Origin of the sequence: Pseudomonas sp. NY15437 (assembly GCF_048068435.1) — a bacterium.
Classification (GTDB): Bacteria; Pseudomonadota; Gammaproteobacteria; order Pseudomonadales; family Pseudomonadaceae; genus Pseudomonas; species Pseudomonas nitroreducens_B.
Window position 1 is genome coordinate 47,403 of sequence record NZ_JBLUQC010000013.1, and the last position, 26,965, is coordinate 74,367.

Genomic DNA, 26,965 nt, shown 5'->3' on the forward strand with positions numbered 1-26,965 from the left:
TTCGTTGGATCTGCATAACGTGTGCAAGGCTCGATCAGACTGACGCGGCACTATACACGGTGCCTGTAATCTGCTGAAACAATTGACCGATGATCCCGCCTGACGGCCGGTATTCGGCGTGCAGGTCCGTCCAGCGGAAGGTAAACTATCGCCCCTTTTTCGCGACCCACTTCCGAACGCCCAGCCGGCGGGGAGTTGGGCCCTCAAGTTGACGATGCCATGAACGACCAGCTTCCGCGCCCCGAGCCCTCCCGCCGCTTCTCCGTGGCGCCGATGATGGATTGGACTGACAGGCACTGCAGATTTTTCCTGCGACAACTGTCCAGCCACGCCCTGCTATACACGGAAATGGTCACCACCGGCGCCCTGCTGCACGGCGACGCCGCGCGCTTTCTGCGTCATGACGAGTGCGAGCACCCGCTGGCCCTGCAACTGGGCGGCAGCAACCCGGCGGACCTGGCAGCCGCGGCGAAGATGGCCGAGCAGGCCGGCTACGACGAGGTGAACCTGAACGTCGGCTGCCCCAGCGACCGCGTGCAGAACAACATGATCGGCGCCTGCCTGATGGGCCATCCGGCCCTGGTGGCGGATTGCGTGATGGCCATGCGCGACGCCGTGTCGATCCCGGTGACGGTCAAGCACCGCATCGGCATCAACGGTCGCGACAGCTACGAAGAGCTCTGCGATTTCGTCGGCCAGGTGCGCGACGCCGGCTGCCGCAGCTTCACCGTGCACGCACGCATCGCCATCCTCGAGGGCCTGTCACCGAAGGAGAACCGCGAAATCCCGCCGCTGCGCTACGACATCGCCGCGCAGCTCAAGCGCGACTTCGCGGAGCTGGAAATCGTCCTCAATGGCGGCATCAAGACCCTGGAGGAGTGCCGCGAGCACCTGAAGGTGTTCGACGGCGTGATGCTCGGCCGCGAGGCGTACCACAACCCCTACCTGCTGGCCCAGGTGGACGCCGCGCTGTATGGCTCGCAGGAACCGGCCATCACCCGCGCCGAAGCCCTGGCGCGGATGCGCCCGTACATCGAGCGGCACATCGCCGAGGGCGGCGCGATGCACCATGTGACCCGCCACGTGCTTGGCCTGGCGCAGGGATTCCCGGGGGCGCGACGCTTCCGCCAGTTGCTCTCGGTGGACGTTCACAAGACCCGGGATTCCCTGGGGCTGCTCGATCAAGCGGGAGAACTTCTCGCCGGTCATTGAGTCCCGTTGAGTGGCGCATCGGCCTCGGGTAAGGTCGATGCACTTTCCACGGAAGACGCGCCATGACCTCCAAGCTCGAGCAACTCAAGCAGTACACCACGGTTGTCGCCGATACCGGCGATTTCGACGCCATTGCCCGCCTGAAGCCGGTGGACGCCACCACCAACCCGTCGCTGTTGCTGAAGGCCGCCGCCCTGCCCCGCTATACCGAGCACCTGGCTCGCGCCACCGAAGGCGCGCAGGGTGATGCGGGCCTGGCGTGCGACCGTTTCGCCGTCGCCGTGGGCAAGGACATCCTGGGCGTCATTCCGGGGCGCATTTCCACCGAAGTGGACGCCCGCCTGTCCTTCGACACCCAAGCCACCCTGCAACGTGCTCATCGCCTGATCGAGCTGTACGACCAGCAGGGCATCGGCCGCGACCGCGTGCTGATCAAGATCGCCTCCACCTGGGAAGGCATCCGCGCCGCCGAGCAGCTGGAGCGCGAAGGCATCCAGACCAACCTGACCCTGCTGTTCTCCTTCGCCCAGGCCGCGGCCTGCGCCGACGCCGGCGTGTTCCTGATCTCGCCCTTCGTCGGGCGCATCTACGACTGGTACAAGAAGGCCAACAACCGCGACTACGTGGGCGCGGAAGATCCCGGCGTGCAGTCCGTTTCGCGGATCTACCGCTACTACAAGGCCAACGGCTACGAAACCGTGGTGATGGGCGCCAGCTTCCGCAACCTGGGGCAGATCGAGCAGTTGGCCGGCTGCGACCGCCTGACCATCAGTCCGGACCTGCTGCAACAGCTGGCTGACGCCGACGGCGAACTGCCGCGCGTGCTGCAGCCCGGTGGCGGCGAAGCGCGTCAGGTGCTGGATGAAAGCGCCTTCCGCTGGCAGATGAACGAAGACGCCATGGGCACCGAGAAACTGGCCGAGGGCATCCGCCTGTTCGCTCGCGACCAGGAGAAGCTCGAGGCACTGCTCGCGAGCCGCTGAAAAACAGCGGACGAGCCAATGCAAACCGGCGCCCCAGGGCGCCGGTTTGCATTGTGGCTCATCGAATCAGTGGCGCTCGAGCGCACTCACCAGGTCGTGGAAGGCCTCGCGGTTGGTCTCGTTCAGGCCCATCAGGATACGGTGGGCTTCGAGCACCTTGCCGCGCACCACCTCCTCGGACTGGTCCTGGGGAGGCAGATCGGTCAGGCAATCCGAGCACGGAACGGGGTGATCGACGATGTTGAACACCTGATCGAAGCCCATCGACTGCAGCAGCCGGGTGATGTCCGCGTTGGTGGTGACCAGCGTGGGCAACAGACCGATCTTCTGCCGCGACAGAATCGACAACTTCGCCAGGAGGCCCAGCGTGGTGCTGTCGATGCTCTGGGTTTCCGTGAGATCGATGATGATCGCCGAGAAATTCAACGCGGCGAAGATTTTTTCAATGGTGGCATCCAGCGCCGAACACAGAGTCAGTCGGACTTCGCCCACGAACTTCAGGACAAATGAGCCATCCTGCTCGGCGAACTGGATTTTACCGGTACTCATGCAAGGTTCCTGCTCAACACCAGCAAGGCAATATCATCCGGCATCTCGGACAACTTGGCCAGTCCGAAGACTTGACGCAGGCCATCCAGGGTTCCGCCGGCGGCGACGACCTGCTCGGGCAGGGCCGTTTCCTTTTCTTTCAGCGTAGCTCCCGGCAGCACATCGAGAATGCCGTCCGAGAACAGGGAAAGACTGAAGGACTTGGGTAGATCAAGGACATGATCGTCGTAGGTCGCTTCGTCGAACAGCCCTACCGGCAGGCCGCGGCCTTCCAGGTAGCGGGCTTCGCCGTTGACGTAGAGCACCGGCAACGGCAGGTGACCGCCGATGCTGTAGGTCAGACGATCGGTTTCCAGGTCGATCACGCCCCCGAGCATGGTCACGTGCTTGCCAAGGTTGCAGTTGATCAACCCACGGTTGATGTGACCGAGGACGTCCGACGGCTTGAATTCCGGCAAGCGGTCGTTGCGCTTGGATTCGTACAGCAGCCGCGTGGTCATGAACTTCAGCAGCACCGTGACGAAGGCCGACGAGGCGCCGTGGCCGGACACGTCGGCGAGGTAGAAGCCGATACGCCGGGCATCCACACGGAAGTAATCGACGAAGTCGCCCGAGAGGTACAGCGACGGGATGATCTGGTGCGAGAACACCAGCCCTTCGGATTCCCACGGCGTCTCCGGAAGCATGTTCATCTGCACCTGGCGACCGGCGTTCTGGTCTTCCTGGAGCAGATTCAGGCTGGCCTGCAGCTCGCGGTTGGCGGTTTCCAGCTTCTCGCGGTAGCGGCGGTTCTCAGAGCGCAGGTAGGCGCGGTCCAGGGCACGGCGGACCGAGTGCTCCAGGACGGCGAGGTCTTCCAGCGGCTTGATCAGGTAGTCGGCGGCGCCCAGGCGCAAGGCCTCGACGGCGTCGCTCATGACACCGGCACCGGAAAGCACGATCACCGGGGTCTCCACCGCCATCTCGCTGACCCGACGGATCAGCTCGAGGCCGTCCATCTGCGGCATGCGCAGATCGCAGATCACCAGATCGGGAAGTTCGTGCTCGAAGACTTTAAGGCCTTCCAGGCCGTTGGTGGCCTGAGTGACCTTGAATCCGCTGTCTTCCAGGTAGGCGGCGAGGCTTTCGCGGACGACGTCGTCGTCATCGATAATCAGCAGCGAGGCACTGGCTTTGTGCATGGGTCATCCAGGCAAACGGCGCCGGGGTTGTGGTGTGGCGCTCATTCTAGGGAACAGCGGCGCGGGTCGGTCGCGACAAGGCGCAGACACTACTCCCATCCGCTCAAGGGTTCAAGCAGGCGCCGCCCGCGCCACGATTGGCGCGGGCTGGAGGACAGAGCGGTCTGCGTGCAAAGCGATCAGAAGTCGTCTTCGACGTCGCCGTCCTTGACCTTGAACTCGCGGTTCTGCAGGTAGGCGTTGCGGATGAAGGTGTACTTGTCGCCGCTGATCAGCTTCTCGGATTTGAGCAGATCGGCGCGGGTGTCGACCACGTCCACGCCACGCAGGCTGTTGCGTACCGGCACGTTGTCGATGTACGGGTAGGGGCCGGTGAAGGAGTCCGGAATCAGCGCCGGCGCATCGCGCAGGGTGCTCGGGCCCAGCAGCGGCAGCATCACGTAGGGACCGCTGCCCACGCCCCAGTGGCCGAGGGTCTGGCCGAAATCTTCGTCGTTGCGGCGCAGGCCCATGTGGGTGGCGACGTCGATGAAACCGGCCAGGCCGAAGGTGGTATTGAACAGCAGGCGGCTGGTGTCGACACCGGCGTCGCGGAACTTCAGCTGCAGCAGGTCGTTGACCAGGTTCTTCACGTCACCGATGTTGCCGAAGAAGTTGTGCACGCCGTCCTGCACCACGTTCGGAGTGACGTACTGGTACCCCTGGGCCAGCGGCTTGAGGGCGTAGGTGTCCAGGGTGTCGTTGAAGGTGAAGATCGGACGGTTGACGCTTTCCCACGGGTCGTCTTCGCTGGCGGCCTGGGCGAGGAATGGGATAGTGGCCAGGCCGGCGGCGGCGATCAGGCTGAAGCAGCGTTTGGTCCATTGGACGCCTAGTGGGCGCATCGGGAATTCTCCAGTGAAGGTCTATCGGGCCAGCCATGGCGGCCCCGCTATGCGGGCAGATTATATAGAGGCGCAACGATTTTGCAGACCCGCACCGATATCGCAGAAATTCGATTCAGCGCGGCAGGCCGGCGTTTCGCATGCGTCCAGTTGAAAGCATAGTGCCACTTCAGTCCGGATACCGTGCGTCGATGACAATTTCCAGGGCATCGGAGCGCCAGAATTCCTGATCCCACTCCACCAGCCGGCCGCCGTCGGTGTAACTGGCCCGCTCCACATAAAGCCCCGGCGAGCCGGGCGTGAGCTGCAGCGGCGTCGCCCGCGCCTCCACCAGCGCGGTGGAATGCATGGCCAGCTCGGAGCGCGACAGGCTCAGCCCCAGTTCGTCACGCAGCACGCGGGTGAGGGAGGTATCCAGCCCGTGGTCGAGCAGGCCGGGGCACCAACTGGCGTCCAGGGTGATTTCCTCCAGCATCACCGGCCGCTCGTCGACCCAGCGGCGGCGCAGGATGTGAAAGACCTCCGCCGCCTCGGCCAGCCCCATGCGCCGCGCCAGTGCCGGCTCGGCGGCGCGGCGCTCGGCGGCCAGCACCTCGGTGCGCGGCATACGCCCCTGGGCCTGGACGTAGTCCATGAAGCCGGTCGTGCGGGTCGGGTTGTAGCGGATGCGCGGCGGCGAAACGAACCAGCCGCGGCGGTTCTCGCGGTACAGCAGGCCTTCGGTTTCCAACTGCTGGAGCGCTTCGCGCAGGGTGACGCGGGTGCAACCGAAGCGCTCGGCCAGTTCGCGTTCGGCGGGCAGGCGCTGGCTCAGGCTGGCGGTGGCGATGTCCTGCGCCAGCTGGTCACGGATGCGAAGGTAGTGGGGCATGGGTTCGACCGGCATGGGCATCTTCCGCAAAAAGGCGCGGCGATTATAACGGCACGGCGGCGGACTTCATCGGACCGTCACATTGCCCCGCTAGCCTGGCCTAGACCAATCATCAGAAAAGCCCACCATGCCTGCGACCGCCGACCTGCCGCGCTTTACGACCCTGCTGTTCGGACTCTCGGGCGACCTGGTGGACTTCGGCGCCAGGACGCTGCCGGTAGCCCTGCAACGCACCTGCCCCGAGGCCCCGCCGGAGCGCCTGGCCGATACCCTCGCCCTGCCCCCGCAGCAAGCCCTGGAACGGCTGCTGGGCCGCCGCGCCGATGCCGACGAACGCAGCCGCTTCCAGTGCGCCCTGGACGACGCTGCCCAGGCCCATGCCGAGCCCACGCCTGGCGCCCTGGAGGCCCTGCACAGCCTGCACCGGCGCGGGGTGCCCTGCGCCTGGCTGGATGAGCTGCCCGACGCCACCACCCGCCACCTGGCCGCCGCTCTCGACGAACGCCTCGCCGCCGGGCTGAACATCGCCGCCCGCCCGTGGCCCGCGCCAGACGCCTGCTGGCAGGCGCTGATGCAGCTGGACAGTCCGCACCTGGACGGTTGCGTGCTGGTCAGCGGCCAGCCGCGGCTGCTCCAGGCAGGCCTGAATGCCGGCCTGTGGACCATCGGCCTGGCTGCCAGCGGCCCGCTGTGCGGCCATGCACCGGGGGACTGGGATGCCCTGGGCAACCTCGACCGCGACCGCCTCCGCGCCCAGGCGACGCTGGGCCTGTACCGCCTCGGCGTGCACTCGGTCATCGATCACCTGGGCGAGCTGGATTCCTGCCTGCAGGACATCGCCGGCCGCCGCCTGAAAGGAGAAAAACCGTGAAGCACATGCGTCACCGCTTCCTCGACGAGCTGGCCGAGCGCTTCGCCAGCCATGGCGCCGAGCCGTATGGCGAAGCCATCAGCCAGGCCGAACACGCGCTGCAGTGCGCCACCCTGGCCGAACGCGCCGGGTGCTCCGACAGCCTGGTGATCGCCGCCCTGCTCCACGACATCGGCCACCTCTACGAGGACCCGCAGCTGATCGACGAACAGGACCAGCGTCACGAGGAATTTGGCGCCCATCTGTTGCGCGAGCTGCTGCCCGAATCGGTATGGCAGCCGATCCGCCTGCACGTGGCCGCCAAGCGCTATCTCTGCGCGGTCGACCCGGCCTACCACGCCGGCCTGTCGTGGGCGTCGCGGCAGAGCCTGGCGCTGCAGGGCGGGCCGTTCGACGCGCGCGGCGCCAGCGCCTTCCTCAACGCCCCCTTCTCCCAGGACGCGCTGACCCTGCGCCGGCTGGACGACCTGGGCAAGGACCCGGCCATGCGCACGCCGGAGCTGGAGCACTTCTTCCCGCTGCTCGAACGCCTGCTGCGTGTTGATCGGCATCAGGCAAGGGTGCGCGCGGCGAGTTAAGCTCAACGGCATGGCGATGGACCTTTTGCCCGCCGGGCGAGGTCCATCTTTGCGTACGAACCGCAGAAGGACACCACCATGCCGACACAACGCCTCCAGGAAGAACTCCAGGCCCTGCGCGAGCAGCTCGAGCGTCAGCCGCCGCTGAACGAGGAAGAGCGCGCATCGCTGCAAGCGCTGATCAAGGACATCGAGATGCAGCTGGCCAACGAAGAGGCGCTGGCCGACGAGACGCTCATGGACAACGTCAACCTGGCCGTCGAGCGCTTCGAGGCGAGCCATCCGACGCTGGCCGGCACGCTGCGCTCCATCGTGCAGAGCCTGGCGAACATGGGCATCTGACCCGCCACGGACATAGAAAAACCCGGCCAAGGCCGGGTTTTTCGTCTCCGCGATTTACCGAGCTCTACTGGCGCACCAGCCGGCGGTTGTCGGGCTGCACGGCTTCGCTGCTGCGGTAGGGGTTGATGTCCAGCCCGCCACGGCGCACGTAGCGCGCGTAGACGGTCAGGCGGGTGGGTTGCAGCAGGCGTTGCAGGTCGAGGTAGATGCGCTCGACGCACTGCTCGTGGAAATCCTGGTGCTGGCGGAAGGATACGACATAGGCCAGCAGGCTGGCGGCATCCAGGGCCGGGCCGCTGTAGTCCACCACCAGCGTGCCCCAGTCCGGCTGGCCGGTGACCGGGCAGTTGGACTTGAGCAGGTGACTGTAGAGCACTTCGTCGACGCGACGGGTATCGTCGCAACGCAGCAGTTCCGGGCGCGGGTGGTCGTAACTCTCCACCGCGACGTCCAGGTCATCGACACAGGTGCCGTGGATGACGGCCACGCCCTCCCCCGCCACGTCGTCCAGGCTGCGCACCCGCACGCCCACCGGCGCGCCGGCGGCGGCGGAGAGGTCGCGCTCCATCACCGCGCGCACGGCATCGGCGCTGTCGAACGCGGTCTGGTTCAGCGAGTTGAGGTAGAGCTTGAAGGACTTGGACTCGATGATGTTCGGCGACTGCGCCGGGATCGAGAATTCGCCGATGGCCACCACCGGCTTGCCCGAGGCGGTCAGCCAGGACAGCTCGTAGCAGTTCCACAGATCCACGCCCTGGTACGGCAGGGTTTGCGCGGTCAGCCCCAGCTCCGCCCACTTGGTGCTGCGGGAGATCGGGAACAGCAGCTGCGGCGCGTAGGTGGAGACGTATTCGCTGGATTTGCCCAGGGGCGAGTGTTCGGCGGGGTGCTGCATGGGAAGACCTGCTGGATCGGCGATGCGGGTGGTGGTGCGAGGCGGCGAGTGTATACAAATCCGCCGGCCCTTTCAGCAGGCGGCGGACGAGCCGGGGGCTGAAAGGGCCGGCTCCTGTAGGAGCGAGCTTGCTCGCGAACGGATTTCCCGGCGGCTCCACTGCCACCTTGTAGGAGCGCGCCATTCGCGCGATCGCGGGCATGGCCCGCTCCTACAGGTGAGCGCCGTAGGAGCCGGATTCGCGGGCAATCACAGCCGAACGGACAGGTCAGAACCACATCCTCACGCCCGCGACCCAGTAGCCCTCCTCATCGTGCTCGCCCTCGGCGCGGGCGAGGTCGCCGCTGCGGCCGTAGGTCTTGCTCCAGACGTAGCCGACGTAGGGCGCGAACTCCCGGCGTACTTCGTAGCGCAGGCGCAGGCCAGCCTCCAGTTCGCTGCCGCCGGCGCCCACGCCGATGTCGCGGTCGTCGGCCAGCGCCAGGTTGTACTCCAGCGAGGGTTCGAGGATCAGCCGCTGGGTCAGCAGCAGCTCGTACTCGGTCTCCAGGCGCAGGGACGGGTCGCCGCGTTCGCTGAGGAAGAGGTTGGCGTCCACCTCGAACCACTGCGGCGCCAGGCCCTGGACGCCGAGCACCGCATAGCTGCGCGACGGCCCCGGCTGGTCGTCGTGGCGCACGCCCACCTGCCAGTCCCAGAAGTCCGCGACCATGCGCTGGTAGAGCAGTTGCACCTCGTTGTCGGTGGTCGGGCCACCGGCATCGCGCTCGCCCTCCAGCTTCAGGCGCAGCTTCTGGTAGTCGGTGCCGTACCAGCCCTGGGCCTCCCAGCCCAGGGCCTGGTCGTTGCCGTGGAAGCGACTTTCCAGGCGCTGGATCAGCAGCGAGCCCAGGGGCATGTCGTCCATCTCGGCGCCGTGCGCGGGCAAGGCGAGGCCCAGGGTCGCCGCGCAGGCCACCGTTGTCATGCGTTTCATGGCGGTTCCTCAGAGGCTGGCGCTGGCGGGAGCCGGCTCGACGATGACCTTGCGCATCATCCCGGCGGCCATGTGGTAGATCAGGTGGCAATGGAAGGCCCATTCGCCCAGGGCGTCGGCGGGCACGTCGACATCCAGGGTGCTGCCCGGCGCCACGCTGACCACGTGCTTGAGCGGGTTGAAGCGGCCGTTGCCCTTGTCCAGTTGCATCCACATGCCGTGCAGGTGCATGGGGTGGGTCATCATGGTGTCGTTGACGAAGCGGATGCGCACCCGTTCGCCGTAGGTCAGGCGGATCGGCTCGGCCTCGGAGTACTTCTTGCCGTCGATGGACCAGAAGTAGCGCTCCATGTTGCCGGTCAGGCGGAACTCGATCGTGCGGTCCGGCGCGCGGTAGTCGGCGTACGGGCGCATGGCTTTGAGGTCCGCATACACCAGCAGGCGGTTGCCCGGCTCGGCCGGCTGCGGCGTCAGCCCGCTGCCGGGGGCGTAGTCGGACTTCGGTGAGGACATGGCCGAATGATCCATGCCAGCCATCTGCGAATGGTCCATGCCCTGCATCTTCGAGTGATCCATTCCCGCCATGCTGGAGTGGTCCACCCCGGCCATGTCCGCCCCCGCCGCGTCAGCGCCCTGCCCCGCCATCGCCATGCCACCGTGGTCCATGCCCTCATGGCTCATGCCCATGTCGGCCATGCTCAACAACGGCCGTTCGCGCAGCGCCGGTACCTCGGCCTGCAAGCCGGCGCGCGGCGTCAGGGTGGCTCGGGCATAGCCGCTGCGGTCCATGGCTTCGGCGAAGAAGGTGTAGGCGCGGTCTTCCTGCGGCTGGACGATCACGTCATAGGTCTCGGCCACGGCGATGCGCAGCTCGTCCACCGTCACCGGCTGCACGTCGTTGCCGTCGGCCTGCACCACGGTCATCTTCAGGCCGGGGATGCGCAGGTCGAAGTAGCTCATGCCGGAACCGTTGATGATGCGCAGCCGCACGCGTTCGCCAGGCTTGAACAAGCCGGTCCAGTTCTGCTCGCTGTCCTGGCCGTTGACCAGGAAACGGAAGCCGGCGATGTCGGCGATGTCCGTGGGCGTCATGCGCATGCCGCCCCAGTCCAGGCGGTCGCGCAGGGTCGCCATCACGCCATTGGCGCTGGCATCGGCGATGAAGTCGCCCAGGGTGCGCTGGTTGCGGTTGTAGTAGTCGCTCTGTTTCTTCAGGTTGGCGTATACGGTTTCCGGCCGGGTGTCGTGCCAGTCGGCCAGCAGCAGGGTGTACTCGCGGTCGTAGCGGTACGGCTCGCGCGCCTTGGGCTCGATCACCAGCGGGCCGTAGAGCCCCTCGATTTCCTGGAAGTCGCTGTGGGCGTGGTACCAGTAGGTGCCCGACTGCTTCACGGTGAAGCGGTAGGTGAAGGTTTCGCCGGGCTTGATGCCGGGGAAGCTGATGCCCGGCACGCCATCCTGGGTATAGGGCAGGATCAGCCCGTGCCAGTGCAGCGAGGTGTCGCGATCGAGGGTGTTGGTGACACGCAGCTCGACATCCTCGCCCTCCTTGAAACGCAGCTCCGGCGCGGGCGTGCGGCCGTTCACCGTGAGCGCCTTGCGGGCGCCGTCGGACAGCCTCAGCTCGCCTTCGCCGATGGTCAGGTCATACACGCCCGCCTGCACCGTCAACGGTGCCAGCAGCAGCGCCCCCAGAACCCATTCCCTTGCGCGGTTCATCGTCTACGCGCTCAGGGCTTGACGGTCAGTTTGCCGACCATGCCGGCCTGATAGTGCCCCGGAATGTTGCAGGCGAACTCCAGGCTGGTGGCCTTGCTGAAGGTCCAGGTCAGCTCGGCGGTCTTGCCCGGCTCCACCAGCACGCTGTTGGGGTCGTCGTGCTTCATCATCTGGCCCATCGGCTGGTCGCCATGGCCCATCTTGCTGTGGTCCATCTGGCTCATGTCGTGCTGCATGCCGGTGGGGGTGAGCATTCCCGAGTCCATCATCTGCTGCATTTCCTTCTGGTGGCCGGCGTGCATGGCGGCGCTGCCCAGGTTGAATTCGTGCAGCAGGCTGCCGGTGTTGTGGATGACGAAGCGCACGGTCTCGCCCGGCTTGACGTCGATGCTCTCGGGTTCGAAGAACATCTCGCCCAGCTTGATCTCCACGGTGCGGGTGGCCTGGGCGGCCTTGGCCGGCTTGCCGAAGTCGTAGGCATGCCCGGCATCAGCCAGGGCCGGCAGGCTGATGGCGGCGGCGAGGCCGAGGACGGAAGCGTGCAGCAGATGACGCAGGGACATGGCGAATCTCCTCTCTAAGACGATGACCATGGTCGCTGGCGGCGCCTGAGGCTTGGCTGTCAGGAAGATTACAACTCTGTCAGCTTGGCGCCGGCGCGCCCGCGGCGGGGTATAAGGAGGGCGAAAAAAAGCCCGCCAAAGGGCGGGCAAGGGGCACCACAATGAAACGGATTCAGCAGGCCTGGCGCGCCTTGGCGGCCTGTTCCTGCATGCGCTGGAAGGTGATGTCCCCTCCGCCGTCGGCCAATGCCGGCGCGGCGGGGAACAACAACACGGCAAACAAGAGGGAAATGATCAGGTGCATGGCGGACTCCTCGATGGCGCTGGACAATGAACACGCCGCCAGAGTGCAACCCCGAGCCTGTCAGCGCGCTGACCGCCCCATTACCCTGATGACAGCTGCGCCCCGTGCGCGCCCATGGATACCCGGATGAAACTCCTCATCGTCGAAGACGAACCGCGCATCGGCCATTACCTGCAGCAGGGCCTGAGCGAGGCCGGCTTCGCCGTCGACCTCAGCGCCGACGGCGACGAAGGCCTGCAACTGGCGCTGGCCGGCGAGCACGACCTGCTGATCCTCGATGTGATGCTGCCCGGCCGCGATGGCTGGCAGATCCTCCAGGCGCTGCGCCAGACCGGCAGCGCTGTGCCCGTGCTGTTCCTCACCGCCCGCGATGCCGTGGAAGACCGCGTGCGCGGCCTGGAGCTGGGCGCCGACGACTACCTGGTGAAGCCTTTCGCCTTCGTCGAACTGCTCGCCCGCGTGCGCACCCTGCTGCGCCGCGGCGGCCAGCAACTGCAGGAAACCACCCTGCAACTGGCCGACCTCGAGCTGGACCTGCTGCGCCGCCGCGTGCAGCGCGCCGGCAAGCGCATCGACCTGACCGCCAAGGAGTTCGCCCTGCTGGAACTGCTGCTGCGCCGCCACGGCGAGGTGCTACCCAAGTCGCTGATCGCCTCCCAGGTGTGGGACATGAACTTCGACAGCGACACCAACGTCATCGAAGTCGCCATCCGCCGCCTGCGCGCCAAGGTCGACGACGACTTCCCGCAGCGTCTGATCCATACCGTGCGCGGCATGGGTTACGTGCTCGAAGAGCGCGACGCATGAGCGCGCGCCTGTCCCTGGGCCTGCGCCTGAGCCTGCTGTTCGCCGCCTGCACCGCCGCCGTGTCGCTGCTGGCCGGCGTCCTCTTCAGCCGCGCCAGCGAGGCGCACTTCATCGAGCTGGATCAGCAGTTGATGGCCGGCAAGCTGGCGATCTTCCGCGACGTGCTGGGGGACGTTCGCGGCCCGGCGCAACTGGCACCGCATACGGCGGAACTGCGCCGCGAGCTGGAGCGACACCCCGACCTCGGCCTGCGCCTGCAAAGCGCCGACGGCGCCGTCTGGTTCGAGCAGCGCCCGGCAATGAACATGGCCAACGGCGAGGAGCCGTCCTTCCGCGAATTGCAGGCGCCGCTGGATGCCCGGCAAGGCGACGGCGCGCAACTGACGCTGATCCTCGACATCACCCATCACCAGCACTTCCTGCAACGCATGCAGCGGCTGATCTGGCTGACCATGGGGTTCTCCGCGCTGGCCACCGCCCTGCTCGGTGCCTGGGCCGCCCGCGCCAGCCTGCGCCCGCTGCGGCGCATGACCGAAGTGGCGGCGCAGGTCAGCGCGCACTCGCTGACTACCCGCCTCGACGCCGGGCAGATGCCGCAGGAACTGCGCGGCCTGGCCGGGGAGCTGAATGCCATGCTGGCGCGCCTGGAAGAGGCCTTCCAGCGCCTGTCGGCCTTCTCCGCCGACATCGCCCACGAGCTGCGCACGCCGCTCACCGGGCTGCTGACCCAGACCCAGGTGGTGCTGTCGCGCTCGCGCGGTCTGGAGGACTACCGCGAGGCGCTGCACGGCAACCTGGAGGAACTGGAGCGGCTGACCGCGATGGTCAACGACATGCTGTTCCTGGCCAAGGCCGACCACGGCCTGCTGACGCCCAGCAGCCAGCCCCTGGCGCTGGCCGGCGAGGTGGACGAGCTGCTGGAGTTCTACGCGCCGCTGGCGGAGGAGAAGGCGATCCGCCTGGAGCGCGACGGCGAGCTCACCGTGCAAGGCGACCGCGCGCTGCTGCGGCGGGTACTGGCCAACCTGCTGGACAACGCACTGCGCTTCACCCCGGACGGCGGATTGATCCGCGTGCGCCTGGAGCCGGGCCGCCTGAGCGTGGAGAACCCCGGCCGGGAAATCCCCGCCGAACGCCTGCCGCGCCTGTTCGACCGCTTCTACCGCGCCGACCCGGCCCGCCGCGAAGGCCAGGGCGAACATGCCGGGCTGGGCCTGGCGATCTGCCGCTCCATCGTCCGTGCCCATGGCGGGGAGATTCGCTGCGAATCGACGCAGGGGCGGACGCGGTTCGTCATCGAGTTTCCCGTTTAAGAGCCCCTCACCCTAACCCTCTCTCAGAGGGAGAGGGGACTGTACGGCACAGGTGGAAACCAAGGTATCAGCCGGCACGCGCGGCTCCCTCTCCCTCCGGGAGAGGGCTGGGGTGAGGGCAAGCCAGTGCAGCGAGGTTCCAGCTGACCAAGAAAAGGCCCCAACCGGGGCCTTGTTCATCCGCGCAACGCGCCGCTCACTGGCGCATGCCGCGCCCGCTCACCAGCAGGCGCACGCAGAAGACGTACAGCACCACCGTCGCCACCAGCATGAAGATCACCGCCGTGCCGATGCGGATGTCGGACACGCCGAGAATGCCGTAGCGGAAGGCGTTGACCATGTGCAGGATCGGGTTGGCCAGCGACACGGTCTGCCAGAACGGCGGCAGCAGGCTGATCGAGTAGAACACCCCGCCCAGGTAGGTCAGCGGCGTCAGCACGAAGGTCGGGACGATGGAGATGTCGTCGAAATTGCGCGCGAACACCGCGTTGACGAAACCGCCCATGGAGAAGATCGCCGCGGTCAGCACCACCACCAGCACGGTCACACCGATGTGGTGGACCTGCAGGTCGGTGAAGAACAGCGACAGCAGGGTGACGATCAGTCCCACCGCCAGCCCGCGCAGCACGCCGCCGCAGACGAAGCCCAGCAGGATGGTGTGCGGCGACACCGGCGAGACCAGCAGTTCCTCGATGTTGCGCTGGAACTTGCTGCCGAAGAAGCTCGACACCACGTTGCCGTAGGAGTTGGTGATCACCGACATCATGATCAGCCCCGGCACGATGTACTGCATGTAGGTGAAGCCACCCATGTCGCCGATCTGCCGGCCGATCAGGTTGCCGAAGATGACGAAGTACAGAACCATGGTGATCGCCGGCGGCAGCAGCGTCTGCGGCCAGATGCGCAGGAAGCGGCGGACTTCGCGGTAGACGATAGTGTTGAGGGCGACCCAGTTGGCGCGCAGTTCGCTGCTCATACCGCCACCTTCGACAGATTCTTCTCCACCAGCGACACGAACAGCTCCTCCAGCCGATTGCTCTTGTTGCGCAGGCTCAGCACCTGGTGGCCCAGGGCGTTGAGCTGGACGAACAGGCCATTGATGCCCAGCGACTTGTCCACCTGCACTTCCAGGGTGTGGTCATCCACCAGCCGCACGGGGTAGCCGTCCAGCTTCGGCGCCTCGCTCAGGGTGCCCTGCAGGTCGAGGTAGAAGGTCTCCACGTGCAGCTTGCTCAGCAGCTTGCGCATGCTGGTGTTCTCCACGATGGTGCCGTGGTCGATGATCGCGATGTTGCGGCACAGCTGCTCGGCCTCCTCCAGGTAGTGCGTGGTGAGGATGATGCTGATGCCTTCGCCGTTGAGTTCGGTGAGGAAGTTCCACATCGAGCGGCGCAGCTCGATGTCCACCCCGGCGGTGGGTTCGTCGAGGATCAAGAGGCGCGGCTCGTGCACCAGCGCGCGGGCGATCATCAGGCGGCGCTTCATGCCGCCGGAGAGCTCGCGGGAGGCGGAGTTGCGCTTGTCCCACAGGCCCAGCTGGGTGAGGTACTTTTCGGCGCGGCCCTTGGCCACGCTCATGGGGATGCCGTAGTAGCCGGCCTGGGTGACGACGATGTCGAACACCTTCTCGAACTGGTTGAAGTTGAATTCCTGGGGCACCACGCCCAGGCAGCGCTTGAGGCCGTAGGGGTCCTTGTCCAGGTCATGGCCGAACACGTTGACCGTGCCACTGGTCTTGTTCACCAGGGTGGAGAGGATGCCGATGGTGGTGGATTTGCCGGCGCCGTTGGGGCCCAGCAAGGCAAAGAAATCGCCCTCGGCGACGTCCAGATCGATGCCCTTGAGGGCCTGGAAGCCGTTGCCGTAGGTCTTCGTCAATTGACGGATGGACAGCGCGGAACTCATGGGTATTCCCGTTGCAAGTCGGTGGAAAGACAGCTGTCTTTGGAAAAAAGGCCTGCTTGATAAGGGTATGCCGCGAGGATTGCAACCGCCGCGGCGCGCGCAGACAGGTCAGGTCAGTGCGGTCATCACCGCGTCACGGTAGGCCGGGCGCGCCTTCAGGCGTTCGTACCAGGCCGCCAGGTGCGGCTGCGCCGGGCGCTCGATGGGCATTTCGAACCAAGCATAGATGAAGCAGCCCAGCGGAATGTCGCCGATGCCGAATTGTGCGCCGGTGAGGTAGGGCTGCTGCGCCAGGGTCGCTTCGGGAATGGCCAGCAGGTTGGCGCAGGTGTCGATGGCCGCCTGGATGGCCGCCACGTCACGCTGCTCCGGCGGCGTGCGCACGGTTCCCCAGAACACGGTGCGGAACGGCGTCGCCAGGGACGAGGTGGTCCAGTCCATCCATTTCTCGGCGCTGGCGCGTTGTTGCAGGTCCTGCGGGTAGAGCTGCGGCGCGTAGCGCGCGGCGAGGTAGCGGACGATGGTGTTGGACTCCCAGAGGACGAAGCCCTCGTCCTCCAGGGTCGGCACCACACCGTTGGGGTTCAGCGCGCGGTAGGGCGCGTCGTTGACGACGCCGAAGGCGCCGCCGGCGTCGATCCGCTCGTAGGCCAGGCCCGCCTCTTCCGCGCACCAGAGCGCCTTGCGCACATTGGAGGAATTCTTCCTGCCCCAGATCTTGAGCATGCTGCGCCTCTCTTGTCGTTGTCATCGAATGAAGGCACGACCTGAAGGCGTGACTTCGGATGACGGCACCCTACCGACAACAGCGCCAGGAAAAAAGACTCATCGACTGATGGTCACTATCGATTGCGTTCATGTGGGCGCTGGCGTTCACGCCTGGACCGCTTCGCTGCGCAGGTCACCCGCGGGCAGCGCGTCGTCGCCGGTGAACAGGTGCGGGTAGCACTGCTTGAGGTAGCCGAAGAAGAACGCCTCGGGCACGTCGGCGAACTGGCCGTGGTCGCGCAGGTATTCCATGTGCCGCTCGCCGTCGCGGTTGAACGGGTGGAAGACGCTGTCGGTGCGCCCGTCGAACTCCAGCGGCAGCACGCCGAAGGCCTCGCACAGGCCCAGGTCGAAGGCCGGCGTGGCCTTGACCCAGCGCCCTTCGAGGAACAGCTCGGTGTAGCCGTGCATGGCGAACACCTCGCTGCGCAGCAGCTCCAGCAGGCGCGGCGTGGCCAGGTGGTTCTTCACATCGGCCAGGCCGATGCGCGCGGGGATGCCGCAGTGCCGGGCGCACGCCGCCAGCAGCGTGGCCTTGGGCACGCAGTAGGATTGCCCGGCCTGCAGCGCGTGGCTGGCCTTGAGGGTCTGCGGGTCGCGGCTGAACACATAGGGGTTGTAGCGCACCGTGTCGCGCACCGCGTAATACAGCGCCACCGCCTGCTGCAGCGGCGTGGCACCGTTGCCGCGGTGATTTAGAGCGAACTCGATTACCCCGGGGTGGTCACTATCCACGAAGCGGCTGGGTGTGAGGTATTGCTGCATGGCGTTGTCTCCGGGCGGTCATCCGTGATGGCGCCCACAGTCTAACCAGCGCCGGCATCCGCCCGACACGGCGATCCGGCCAAGCTGTCCGGCCATGCGGCCATCGGTCCGATTCGCCCAGCTACGCTTTGGGTGCATGGTGAAGGGAGTTCCCGCTGGAAATACCTGCCGCTGTGTTCGCGCACGTTCGTCACCAAGCCCGCCGCGGCCTGCGGTCGCCGGGGCTGGCTGTCATGGAGGAATCCGCATGCTGCTCGTCTGGTTACTGGTTCTGATCCTCGGCGTCGCCTGGCTCGCGCATCGCCGCGCCGCGCCTCTGAAAGCACTCGGCATCGTCGCCGTGTACCTGGTTCTGATGAGCCTGTTCAGCCATGCCCATGGCTGGATGGTGCTGTTGTGGCTGCTGTGGGCCGTGGTCGCGGTAACCCTGCTCGCCACCGACCTGCGCCGCAGCCTGTTCACCTCGTGGCTGTTCGCCTGGTTCAAGAAGACCCTGCCGCCGATGTCCGAGACCGAACGCGAGGCCATCGAGGCCGGCACCGTGTGGTGGGACGGCCAGCTGTTCAGCGGCCGTCCGGACTGGCACACCCTGCTGGCCTACCCCCGCGCACAGCTGACCGAGGAAGAGCAGGCCTTCGTCGATGGCCCCACCGAACAGCTCTGCGCGATGATCAATGACTATCAGGTCGGCAAGGACATGGACCTGCCGCCCGAAGCCTGGGCCTACATCAAGAGCCAGGGCTTCTTCGGCCTGATCATTCCCAAGGAATACGGCGGCAAGGGCTTCTCCGCCTTCGCCCACTCCCAGGTGGTGATGAAGCTGGCCACCCGCAGCGGCGACCTCGCCTCCACCGTGATGGTGCCCAACTCCCTCGGCCCGGCCGAGCTGCTGCTGCACTACGGTACCGATGCCCAGCGCCAGCGCTACCTGCCGCGCCTGGCGACCGGCGAGGAGATTCCCTGCTTCGCCCTGACCAGCCCGCAGGCCGGTTCCGATGCCGGCGGCATGACCGACGTCGGCGTGGTCTGCAAGGGCCAGTGGGAAGGCGAGGAAGTCATCGGCCTGCGCCTGACCTGGGAGAAGCGCTACATCACCCTCGGCCCGGTGGCCACCCTCCTCGGCCTGGCCTTCAAGTGCCATGACCCGGACCACCTGCTGGGCGAGCAGGAGGACCTGGGCATTACCCTGGCGCTGATTCCCACCAGCACCCCCGGCGTGCAGATCGGCCGCCGCCACGTGCCGCTGGGCGCTGCCTTCATGAACGGCCCGAACTCCGGCCAGGACGTGTTCGTGCCGCTGGACTGCATCATCGGCGGCCAGGAGATGATCGGCAAAGGCTGGATGATGCTGATGAACTGCCTGTCGGTGGGCCGCTCCATCTCCCTGCCGGCGGTGGGCACCAGCGCCGCCAAGGCAGGCAGCTACGTCAGCGGCCGCTACGCCCAGGTACGCGAGCAGTTCAACGTGCCGCTGTCGGCCTTCGAAGGCATCCAGGAGGCCCTCGCACGTCTCGGCGGCAACGCCTGGATGATGGACAGCGCGCGCATCCTCACCGCCAACGCGGTGGACCTGGGCGAGAAGCCCTCGGTGCTCTCGGCGATCCTCAAGTACCACCTCACCGAACGCGGCCGCGAGTGCATCGCCCACGCCATGGACATCCACGGCGGCAAGGGCATCATCCTGGGCCCGAATAACTACCTGGGCCGCTCCTGGCAGGCCGCGCCGATCTTCATCACCGTCGAGGGTGCCAACATCCTCTCGCGCAACCTGATGATCTTCGGCCAGGGCGCCATCCGCTGCCATCCGTACGTGCTCAAGGAGATGGAACTGGCCCGCCGCGAGGATCAGGACCAGGCCGAACGCGAGTTCGACGAACTGCTGCTGAGCCACATCGGCTTCGCCGTCAGCAACGCCGCCAGCAGCCTGCTGCTGGGCCTGGGGTTGGGCAGCTTCGACCAGGTGCCGGGCGACCGCATCAGCCGCCCCTATTTCCGCGCCCTGAACCGCCTCGCCGCGTCCTTCGCGCTGCTCGCCGACTTCAGCATGATGCTGCTCGGCGGCGAGCTGAAGCGCCGCGAACGCCTGTCCGCGCGTCTGGGCGATGCGCTGAGCCACCTCTACCTCGCCTCCGCCGCGCTCAAGCGCTACCACGACCTCGACAACCCGGACTACCTGCACCCGCTGCTGCACTGGGCCATGGAGGAAAACCTGGAGAAGGCCGAAGCCGCGCTGGCCGACCTGATCGACAACTTCCCCAACCGCGCCTTCGCCTGCCTGCTGCGCGTACTGGTGCTGCCCCTGGGCCGTCGCCACCGCGGCCCGAGCGACGCGCTCGACGCCGAGATCGCCCACATCCTCGGCCGCCCGCTCAGCGACCCGGCGCTTCAGGCCATCCTCGCCGGCGCGCACCTGCCCACCGGCGAGGACGATCCGGTGGCCAAGCTCACCTACGCCTACGACCAGCTGGCGGCGGCCGCCCCCCTGCAGAAGAAACTGCACAAGGCGCTCAAGGAGCACGGCGTGCATCCCAAGCCGGGGCAGTCCTCCATCGATGCGGCCCTCGAGGCGGGCGTGCTGGAAGCGGCGGAAGCGCAAACCCTGCATGCCGCCGAACGCGCACGCCGCGCGGTGATCGACGTGGACGACTTCTCCAAGGAAGAACTGGCCGGCAAGGCCGAGTGACGAGCCGCTTTCACGCACGGGGCGCCTTCGGGCGCCCTTTTTTTCTCCGACGCACAGCCATGCCGGCGCGGGCGTTCGGGTGCACACTGAAGGCATCACCCCGCGGAGATGCGCACATGCGTCGAGTCCTTCTCTTCCTGCTCGCCCTGCTGGCCGGCAGCGCGCAAGCCGACCCCTGGCTCTACCCCAGCCGGCCGCGCCCGGCGCCGGCGCCCAGCCCGGTCATCGACCCGATCCAGCAACAGCAGGACAGCCTGCGCCGCCAGCAGCAGTTGCGGCAGAACCAGCTGGACAGCCAGCGTCTGAACTACGAGGACCAGCGCCTGCAACGGCAGCAGCAGGACCTGCAGCGCCAGCAGGATAACCAGCAGCGCTGGAACGCACAGCGCCGCCAGAGCGACCAGATGATCCAGCGGCAGAAGACCGAGCTACAGCAACAGCAGCTGCAACAACAGCAGCGCCTGCTCGACCAGCAGCGCCAGCAGATCGACAACCAGCGCCGGCAGATCCAGATGCGCCCACTCCGCTGATCGCGCCGGCGGCAGCAGCGGCGAAACCCGATATACTCCCCGGCCGTTCGTACACAGCTCCAGAGGAATCCCATGGCCAGCGCCTATCTCGACCACCACATCGCCCTGCTCAACCACCTGCGCATGATCCTTGGCGCCCTGGGCGAAGCCGAGCAGGTTCCCGAGGACAACCACGGCCTGTTCCTCGAACGTTTCGACGAGCTGCTGGTGGAACTGCCCCGCGACCCGGAAGGCGCGCAGTACCTGGGCCAGGATCTGATCAGCCAGATCTTCCACCGCTACCCGCAGATCGCCCACTTGATCCCGCGCGACCTGCTGTGGTTCTTCGGTGGCGACTGCCTGCACTACATGCCCGACGAGGAGCTGCAGATGTACCAGCAGCTGGACGAACGCCGTTTCGAGGCCGAGGAAAATGGCGAGGCCTTCGACTGGAACCGCGAGAAGCAGCTGCTCGCCCTGCCGGACGACACGCCCAAGCACTAACCCCGCACCAGCATTCAAAAAGCCCGCAGATGCGGGCTTTTTCATGGGCGATCGCCAGCATTTCGCGGCTGAGCGCCTGACGCCTCCGCAGCAACCTCCCGTCGCCAGGCGACCCGCGCAAACCCGCACCGCGCCTGTGCTGCGCGCTCCACCTGGGCCGAAACTCCCAGGCTGCCTGGGAGTATCGGCCGATGCGCGTTCCCCGGGCCGTCCTCATAGTCGTGGCATGTAGCAGTAAAAGGCCAGCAGTCGAGGGCTGGCCGCCACGCATGGACATGCTCGGGAGAACATCATGACCCTCCATAAGAAGATTGCGTCGCCAACGCGCCCCACCGCAGATGACAGCAGCACCCTCTTTGTCACCACCGACCAGAACGACTATGCCCCCGGCAGCACCGCCATCATCACCGCCAGCGGCTTTGCCGCCGGCAGTACCGTGAAGATCGAGGTGGACCACGCCACCAGCCCCGGCGCCGACGGCGTGTGGGGCACCGCCGATGACGTGCTCAATACCAGCGCGGGCGCCGGCCACGACCCGTGGTACGTGACCGACGGCGGCGCCGGCGACCTGGACGGCCAGGCCAACGGCAGCATCACCACGTCCTGGTACGTGGACCCGGACGACTCCGCCGGGGCGCGCTTCCTGCTCTCCGCTTCCAGCGACAACGCCTCCACGACCGCCACCTTTACCGACGCCGGCCCCACCGTGACGGCAACCGGCGTCAGCGTCTCGCTGGACGAAACCGCCGGCCTGCAGAACGCCACGGCCACTCCCAGCCCGGCGGGCGACGCCGATGACAACGACATTCTCCTCGCCGCCCTGCCTGCCGCGTTCACCGCGCGCCTGTCGGCCCTGGGCGCCGGCACTGCCTCGGGCGCCGCGCTGAGCGGCTATACCGGCGCGGTCGGCAACACCGGCAGCAACGCCTTCACCATCAGCTCCGCGCCGGGCGGCGCCATCACCGACATCCTCTTCACCGGCAGCGGCGGCGCGCCGCTCAACGGCCTCGACAGCGGGCTGGACACCCTCGCCGGGCAGGACATCCTTCTGTATACCGACACCACCAACAACAACGTCCTCGTCGGCCGCGCCGGCGGGCCCGCGGGCCCGCGGGCGCCATCGTGTTCGCCGCCTACATCGAGGAAACCGGCTCGCCCGTCAGCGGCGGCAAGATCTGGACCGTCGAATACCAGCCGCTCAAGCACCCGGACGGCAGCAATGCCGACGACGCCCTGAACCTGCTGAACAAGGTCTACATCGGCACCAGCCAGGACCTGACCTTCAGCCTGGCCAACGCGCCGTCCGGGCAGAACCTGTTCCTGATGTTCACCACGGCGACGCCGACCACGGTGAATGACAACGGCGTGGTGCGCATCACCGACCCGACCATCATCGCCACCGGCAAGGACCCGGCCAACCAGTCCACCGGCGCCAACATCACCACCGGCGACACCATCAACACCAGCCAGGCCGGCGGCCCGACCACCTTCGGCACCAACAACCAGATGATCGTCGAGCAGGAAGGCATCCGCTTCACCTTCGTCACCGGCGCCCGGCAGGACGTGACCATTCCCAACCTGGACCAGAACGAAGCGGACGTCGAAGCCAACGTCGACTTCACCCAGATGTTCAACGCCAAGACCGCCAGCTTCGATGTGGTGCAACTGCAGAGCGGCAAGAGCGCGGTGGTCAAGATCAGCGCCTTCAGCACCGCCGTCGAGTCCGGCACCGCCTTCATCGACGGGTATGGGAACGATGCGCCCATCGCCATCACCAATGTCCGGGTCCTCAACAGCAGCACCGGTGCGGTACTGGAGAACTCCAACGGTTCGGCCAACGATCCGGGCATCGTCATTACCATCACTGGTGGCGTGGCGACCATCACCGGCGTGCTGGCCGGCTACAAGATCGAGTACACCACCACGGCGGAACACAACCGCGTGCTGGTCGAGAACGGCGCGGCGGTCGGGGCCAAGGGCAATGACCACGCGGCCTTCGACATCGGCGGCTTCAAGCTGCTGCAGGTGTCCACCGCCACAGCGGAGATCGGCTCGAAGATGGTCTTCGAGGATGACGGCCCGAGCATCGGCACCACCGGCACCGAGCCCACGCTGACGGTGGACGAATCCGCCCTCGGCACCGATGCCTCGCAGAGCTTCGCCGCCAACTTCACCTCGTCCTTCGGCGCCGACGGCGCGGGCACCCTGACCTACGCGCTGAGCGTGATCGCCGGGGCGTCCGGGCTGGTCGACACCGCCACCGGTGAAGCCGTGAACCTGTCGATGAATGGTGCCGTGGTGGAAGGCCGCACGGCCTCCAGCAATGACCTGGTGTTCACCGTCAGCGTGGCCGCCAACGGCACCGTGACGCTGGACCAGATCCGCGCCGTGGTGCATCCCGATGCCAGCGACCCGGATGACTCGAAAACCCTGGCCTCCGACGACCTGGTGAAACTCACCGCGACCAAGACCGACGGCGACGGCGACAGCGCCCAGGCCACGCTGAACATCGGCCAGAACCTGGTGTTCAAGGATGACGGGCCGACCGTCAGCCCCGCTGGCACGGAGCCGGTGATGACGGTGGACGAGTCGGATCTCACGACCAACTCGCTGCAGGGCTTTGCCGCCAATTTCACCTCCTCGTTCGGCGCCGACGGCGGTGGCACTGTCACCTACACCCTGGGCTGCGTCTCCGGGGCCTCCGGGCTGACCGACACCACCACCGGCCAATCGGTGGTCCTCTCGCTCAACGGCAACGTGGTGGAAGGCCGCTGCGCCGTGAGCAACGACCTGGTATTTACCGTCAGCGTGGCCGCCAATGGCGACGTCACCCTCGACCAGTTGCGCGCCATCGTCCACGCCAACGCCAACGACCCCGATGACTCACGCACCCTGAGTTCGGACAGCCTGGTCACCCTGACCGCCACCGTCACCGACAAGGAAGGCGACAGCACCCAGGCCACGCTGAACATCGGCCAGAACCTGATCTTCAAGGATGACGGACCGACCATCGGCACCACCGGCACCGAGCCGACATTGACGGTGGACGAAAGCGACTTCACCACCAACGCGACGCAGAACTTCGCCGCCAACTTCAGCCCCAGCTACGGCGCCGACGGGGCCGGCGCGACCCCGGTGAGCTACGCCCTGAGCGTCATCGCCGGCGCCTCCGGGCTGGTCGACACGGCCACCGGCCAGGCGGTCAACCTGTCGCTCAACAACGGGGTGGTGGAAGGCCGCACGGCCGTCAGCAACGTGCTGGTGTTCACCGTCAGCGCGGCCAGTAATGGCGACGTCACGCTCGACCAACTGCGCGCCGTGGTTCACGCCAATGCCAGCGACCCCAACGACAGCCGCACCCTCAGCGCGGACAACCTGGTGAAACTCACTGCGACCGCCACCGACAAGGATGGCGACACCGCCCAGGCGACCCTGAACATCGGGCAGAACCTGGTGTTCTACGATGACGGCCCGTCGCTGGCCTTCGGCAACATCGTCGGCACCGGCAGCACCCTGGCGCAGACCGGGTACTGGGACCACGGCTTCGGCGCTGATGGCAGTGGCGCGGCGGGTCTGGATATCGTCCTGAGCAACGGCCAGTTCACCCTGGTGCGGCCCAACGGCACGACCACAACCGGCACCGGCACGCTCACCGAGCAATCGCCGTCGCCGGACGTCAACGGCGCCTACCACTTCGCCGGCACGCTGACCGGCGACTTCGACAACAACGCCGGCACGCCCAACACCAGCGTCGACTACACCCTGACGGCCCTGGCCGATGGCACCTACACCCTGGACCTGGTGCAGGGCTTCAGCTCGACCCTGGTGCTGAGCACCGCCAACGGCTCGCTCGGCGCCGGCGGCCCCGACCCGGTGCAGACGCTGACCATCGGCACTGACGCCGTGGTCTTCTTCGCGGCCAAGGCACTGGCGCCACAAACGGGCGCCAACAGCATCCTCACCGGCATCGGACAGGGCGCGACCGACCCGACCGAAGCACAGTTGCAGACCAACCCCCTGCCGTCCTACATCGACGACCAGAAGGCCCTTAACGTCAGCACCTCCGGCATCGGCGTGAAGAACAACGTGCTGCAGGGCAGCGGCGCCGGCATCACCGCCGGTGACGACAGCTTCGTCGCCAACCCGCAGACGTTGCTGACCTCGGTGAAGGTGTTCATCGACAACTCGGTGGGCGGCTACGATCCGACCTCGGAATCGCTGTACTACGTCGCCTACTACGACGACGGCACGACGTCCGGCGCACCGATCAAGGTGCTGGCGGGCAACCTGCAGAGCGAGGCCGGCGGGCAGAAATCCTTCACCGTGCAGACGGCCGCCGGCAAGATGATCGACGCCATCCAGCTGACGATGGCCGAGGGCATGGTGAAGATCCCGACCATCCAGTTCATCCGCCAGGTCGAGAACCTCGCCAGCGACGTCAAGCTGGCGTTCAACGCCACTGTGACCGACAAGGACGGCGACGCGGCGACCAGCGCCTTCACCGCCAACCTGTACGCCAACAAGGCCGCCGGCGGGACCTTCGACTACGTGCTGGCAGGGCTGAGCGGAACCCGGGAGGCCTTCAACGTCGATCTGGCGCGCACCGAGAACAAGTACCAGGTCACCGGCTTCGACACGGCCGGCCAGCGTGACAAGCTGGTCCTCAATGGCGACGCCGGCTCCACCGTGCAGACCATCGACAACAGCGGCGCCGACAGCGTCGTGAGCATCCACGAGACCGGCGGGCAGATCACCACCATCACCGTGGTCGGGGTCGACATCCTCAACACCGACATCGTCCACGGCAGCGCTACCTGATTCGCACGCGGGAAAGAGGCGGGGGCGGTGTGGAAACCGCCCCCGCCTCGTTTTTTTCCGCTGCATGCCCGCCACCCCGGCAAACGGCCGCTCACTCGTTGCGCAGCGCCGTACCGTTGCCCTGCGGCGCCCGGTCCAGTTCCACCCAGGCGGATTCCGGCGGCTCCTCGCTGCTGGCCAGGCCGTGCTTGAGGGCATACATCAGCAGGTCCATGCGGTTGATCAGGTCGAGCTTCTGGTAGATGTTGCTCAGGTGGTTGTGCACCGTGTGCTCACTGATGCCCAGGCGCTCGGCGATGCTCATGTACTTGGCGGAGGGGTCTTCGACGATGGCGCTGATCAGTTCCCGCTCGCGCAGCGTCAGCCGGGCCTGCTTGGCCTGCTCGCGGTTGCACCGAAGCGGCACATGGCCGTTGGCCGCGTAGCCGGAAAGCCCGCCGGCCCAGGCGCGATCCAGGCCGATATCGCGATGGTGGACGTTGACGATGGCCTGGATGATCGACTCGGTCGGGTCTTCCGCCAACACGATGCCGCGGGCGCCGGCGTCGATCGCCTGGGCGACCGGCACCGACTCGTACAGCCCCTTGAGCACCAGCACCTTCATCCGCGCGCTGCGGGTCAATTCGCCCACCACCTCCAGCGGGTCCAGGGCATCGGGAAAGAAGCTGAAGAACACCACGTCGGGGCGCTGCTGGTCGGCCAGGTCCAGGGCGTAGGTGTAGGTCGTGGCCTGGCCGCTGACCTCCATGTGCGGTTTTCGGGCATTGATCAGGTCGTGCAGGCCGATGAGAACGAGTGGGCGGCAATCGATCAGCATCACCCGTATCGGTTTCTTCTGGTCAGACATGGCGTGCTGCCCCCCTCTGCAAACGAACGCGCGCTCCTTTGCCTGGACGTCTTCACCACCGGGCTACGGCGGTTGGCAGCAAGACGGAAGCGGCGACAGGTGTGAACGGTGCCAGCCG

At 66.7% G+C, this 26,965-nt stretch carries 26 protein-coding genes; 12 read left to right on the plus strand and 14 right to left on the minus strand.

From position 1 onward, the window contains the following. Nucleotides 1–219: 219 nt before the first annotated feature. Both dusA and tal read left to right on the plus strand, forming a co-directional pair. Nucleotides 220–1,212 carry a tRNA dihydrouridine(20/20a) synthase DusA gene (gene dusA, locus ACNFIA_RS24590; protein WP_416789502.1) on the plus strand — a complete coding sequence of 331 codons (993 nt, stop codon included), beginning with the start codon at nt 220–222 and terminating at the stop codon, nt 1,210–1,212. 62 nt (nt 1,213–1,274) lie between these two features. Beyond that, the gene (gene tal, locus ACNFIA_RS24595) at nt 1,275–2,195 is read left to right on the plus strand and encodes a transaldolase (protein WP_259755939.1); all 921 of its coding nucleotides are present in this window, start codon (nt 1,275–1,277) and stop codon (nt 2,193–2,195) included. Nucleotides 2,196–2,261: 66 nt separating this feature from the next. Here the strand turns inward: tal and rssC are convergent, their stop codons facing one another. The 4 genes from rssC to ACNFIA_RS24615 form a co-directional block, all read right to left on the minus strand. Then, the gene (gene rssC / locus ACNFIA_RS24600; protein ID WP_259755940.1) at nt 2,262–2,744 is read right to left on the minus strand and encodes an anti-sigma factor antagonist RssC; all 483 of its coding nucleotides are present in this window, start codon (nt 2,742–2,744) and stop codon (nt 2,262–2,264) included. After that, entirely contained in the window at nt 2,741–3,925 is a 1,185-nt protein-coding gene (gene rssB / locus ACNFIA_RS24605) for a two-component system response regulator RssB (protein WP_259755941.1), read from the minus strand. Before rssB ends, rssC begins: the two co-directional genes overlap by 4 nt. A 179-nt stretch (nt 3,926–4,104) precedes the next feature. Continuing rightward, nucleotides 4,105–4,809 (minus strand): VacJ family lipoprotein, encoded by a 705-nt coding sequence (locus tag ACNFIA_RS24610; RefSeq protein WP_259755943.1) that lies wholly within the window; start codon nt 4,807–4,809, stop codon nt 4,105–4,107. A gap of 169 nt (nt 4,810–4,978) precedes the next feature. Beyond that, on the minus strand, nt 4,979–5,695 hold the full coding sequence (locus ACNFIA_RS24615; protein ID WP_416789508.1) for a UTRA domain-containing protein: 717 nt from the start codon (nt 5,693–5,695) through the stop codon (nt 4,979–4,981). Nucleotides 5,696–5,807: 112 nt separating this feature from the next. Here ACNFIA_RS24615 and ACNFIA_RS24620 point away from each other — a divergent pair, with 112 nt between their 5' ends. The 3 genes from ACNFIA_RS24620 to ACNFIA_RS24630 all read left to right on the plus strand — a co-directional run bounded on the left by ACNFIA_RS24620 (nt 5,808) and on the right by ACNFIA_RS24630 (nt 7,471). After that, nucleotides 5,808–6,551 (plus strand): HAD family phosphatase, encoded by a 744-nt coding sequence (locus tag ACNFIA_RS24620; protein ID WP_416789511.1) that lies wholly within the window; start codon nt 5,808–5,810, stop codon nt 6,549–6,551. Then, nucleotides 6,548–7,129 carry a phosphonate degradation HD-domain oxygenase gene (locus ACNFIA_RS24625; RefSeq protein ID WP_416789514.1) on the plus strand — a complete coding sequence of 194 codons (582 nt, stop codon included), beginning with the start codon at nt 6,548–6,550 and terminating at the stop codon, nt 7,127–7,129. The genes ACNFIA_RS24620 and ACNFIA_RS24625 overlap by 4 nt, the downstream gene beginning before the upstream one ends. Before the next feature lie 78 nt (nt 7,130–7,207). After that, on the plus strand, nt 7,208–7,471 hold the full coding sequence (locus ACNFIA_RS24630; RefSeq protein WP_259755949.1) for a DUF4404 family protein: 264 nt from the start codon (nt 7,208–7,210) through the stop codon (nt 7,469–7,471). Nucleotides 7,472–7,535: 64 nt separating this feature from the next. Here ACNFIA_RS24630 and queF read toward each other — a convergent pair whose 3' ends face one another. From queF to ACNFIA_RS24655, 5 genes are all read right to left on the minus strand, one after another. Beyond that, nucleotides 7,536–8,366, minus strand: a complete 831-nt coding sequence (gene queF / locus ACNFIA_RS24635) for an NADPH-dependent 7-cyano-7-deazaguanine reductase QueF (RefSeq protein WP_259755951.1) — start codon at nt 8,364–8,366, stop codon at nt 7,536–7,538. A gap of 268 nt (nt 8,367–8,634) precedes the next feature. Continuing rightward, nucleotides 8,635–9,342 (minus strand): copper resistance protein B, encoded by a 708-nt coding sequence (locus tag ACNFIA_RS24640; protein WP_416789517.1) that lies wholly within the window; start codon nt 9,340–9,342, stop codon nt 8,635–8,637. Nucleotides 9,343–9,351: 9 nt separating this feature from the next. Further along, nucleotides 9,352–11,061, minus strand: a complete 1,710-nt coding sequence (locus ACNFIA_RS24645) for a copper resistance system multicopper oxidase (RefSeq protein ID WP_416789520.1) — start codon at nt 11,059–11,061, stop codon at nt 9,352–9,354. 11 nt (nt 11,062–11,072) lie between these two features. After that, nucleotides 11,073–11,624: a cupredoxin domain-containing protein gene (locus ACNFIA_RS24650; protein WP_259755954.1), complete on the minus strand. Its 552-nt coding sequence runs from the start codon at nt 11,622–11,624 to the stop codon at nt 11,073–11,075. A 172-nt stretch (nt 11,625–11,796) separates the two neighbouring features. Beyond that, nucleotides 11,797–11,928 (minus strand): co-regulatory protein PtrA N-terminal domain-containing protein, encoded by a 132-nt coding sequence (locus ACNFIA_RS24655; RefSeq protein ID WP_259755955.1) that lies wholly within the window; start codon nt 11,926–11,928, stop codon nt 11,797–11,799. Between the two features lie 126 nt (nt 11,929–12,054). Here ACNFIA_RS24655 and ACNFIA_RS24660 point away from each other — a divergent pair, with 126 nt between their 5' ends. Next, complete coding sequence (locus tag ACNFIA_RS24660; RefSeq protein WP_259755956.1) at nt 12,055–12,735, plus strand: heavy metal response regulator transcription factor; 681 nt, start codon at nt 12,055–12,057, stop codon at nt 12,733–12,735. Next, the gene (locus tag ACNFIA_RS24665; RefSeq protein ID WP_416789525.1) at nt 12,732–14,048 is read left to right on the plus strand and encodes a heavy metal sensor histidine kinase; all 1,317 of its coding nucleotides are present in this window, start codon (nt 12,732–12,734) and stop codon (nt 14,046–14,048) included. Before ACNFIA_RS24660 ends, ACNFIA_RS24665 begins: the two co-directional genes overlap by 4 nt. A gap of 196 nt (nt 14,049–14,244) precedes the next feature. On the opposite strand, the gene ACNFIA_RS24670 is transcribed toward ACNFIA_RS24665, so the two are convergent. From ACNFIA_RS24670 to ACNFIA_RS24685, 4 genes are all read right to left on the minus strand, one after another. Then, nucleotides 14,245–15,024, minus strand: a complete 780-nt coding sequence (locus ACNFIA_RS24670; protein WP_416789528.1) for an ABC transporter permease — start codon at nt 15,022–15,024, stop codon at nt 14,245–14,247. Beyond that, the gene (locus ACNFIA_RS24675; protein ID WP_259755960.1) at nt 15,021–15,953 is read right to left on the minus strand and encodes an ABC transporter ATP-binding protein; all 933 of its coding nucleotides are present in this window, start codon (nt 15,951–15,953) and stop codon (nt 15,021–15,023) included. The genes ACNFIA_RS24670 and ACNFIA_RS24675 overlap by 4 nt, the downstream gene beginning before the upstream one ends. Before the next feature lie 108 nt (nt 15,954–16,061). After that, a complete protein-coding gene (locus ACNFIA_RS24680; protein WP_416789531.1) occupies nt 16,062–16,679 on the minus strand; it encodes a glutathione S-transferase in 618 nt (205 codons plus the stop codon). 147 nt (nt 16,680–16,826) lie between these two features. Beyond that, nucleotides 16,827–17,486 (minus strand): transglutaminase-like domain-containing protein, encoded by a 660-nt coding sequence (locus ACNFIA_RS24685; protein ID WP_416789534.1) that lies wholly within the window; start codon nt 17,484–17,486, stop codon nt 16,827–16,829. A 247-nt stretch (nt 17,487–17,733) separates the two neighbouring features. Between ACNFIA_RS24685 and ACNFIA_RS24690 the strand changes: the two genes are divergently transcribed. From ACNFIA_RS24690 to ACNFIA_RS24710, 5 genes are all read left to right on the plus strand, one after another. Further along, on the plus strand, nt 17,734–20,169 hold the full coding sequence (locus tag ACNFIA_RS24690; protein ID WP_416789537.1) for an acyl-CoA dehydrogenase: 2,436 nt from the start codon (nt 17,734–17,736) through the stop codon (nt 20,167–20,169). Between the two features lie 116 nt (nt 20,170–20,285). Then, the gene (locus tag ACNFIA_RS24695) at nt 20,286–20,699 is read left to right on the plus strand and encodes a PA2816 family glutamine-rich protein (RefSeq protein ID WP_416789540.1); all 414 of its coding nucleotides are present in this window, start codon (nt 20,286–20,288) and stop codon (nt 20,697–20,699) included. Nucleotides 20,700–20,771: 72 nt separating this feature from the next. Further along, entirely contained in the window at nt 20,772–21,182 is a 411-nt protein-coding gene (locus ACNFIA_RS24700) for a PA2817 family protein (protein ID WP_259755966.1), read from the plus strand. Nucleotides 21,183–21,474: 292 nt separating this feature from the next. Then, entirely contained in the window at nt 21,475–22,419 is a 945-nt protein-coding gene (locus tag ACNFIA_RS24705; RefSeq protein ID WP_416789543.1) for a hypothetical protein, read from the plus strand. Further along, a complete protein-coding gene (locus ACNFIA_RS24710) occupies nt 22,305–26,000 on the plus strand; it encodes a DUF5801 repeats-in-toxin domain-containing protein (RefSeq protein ID WP_416789545.1) in 3,696 nt (1,231 codons plus the stop codon). Before ACNFIA_RS24705 ends, ACNFIA_RS24710 begins: the two co-directional genes overlap by 115 nt. Nucleotides 26,001–26,091: 91 nt before the next feature. Here the strand turns inward: ACNFIA_RS24710 and ACNFIA_RS24715 are convergent, their stop codons facing one another. Further along, nucleotides 26,092–26,847, minus strand: a complete 756-nt coding sequence (locus tag ACNFIA_RS24715) for a response regulator transcription factor (RefSeq protein ID WP_416789548.1) — start codon at nt 26,845–26,847, stop codon at nt 26,092–26,094. Nucleotides 26,848–26,965 lie beyond the last annotated feature (118 nt).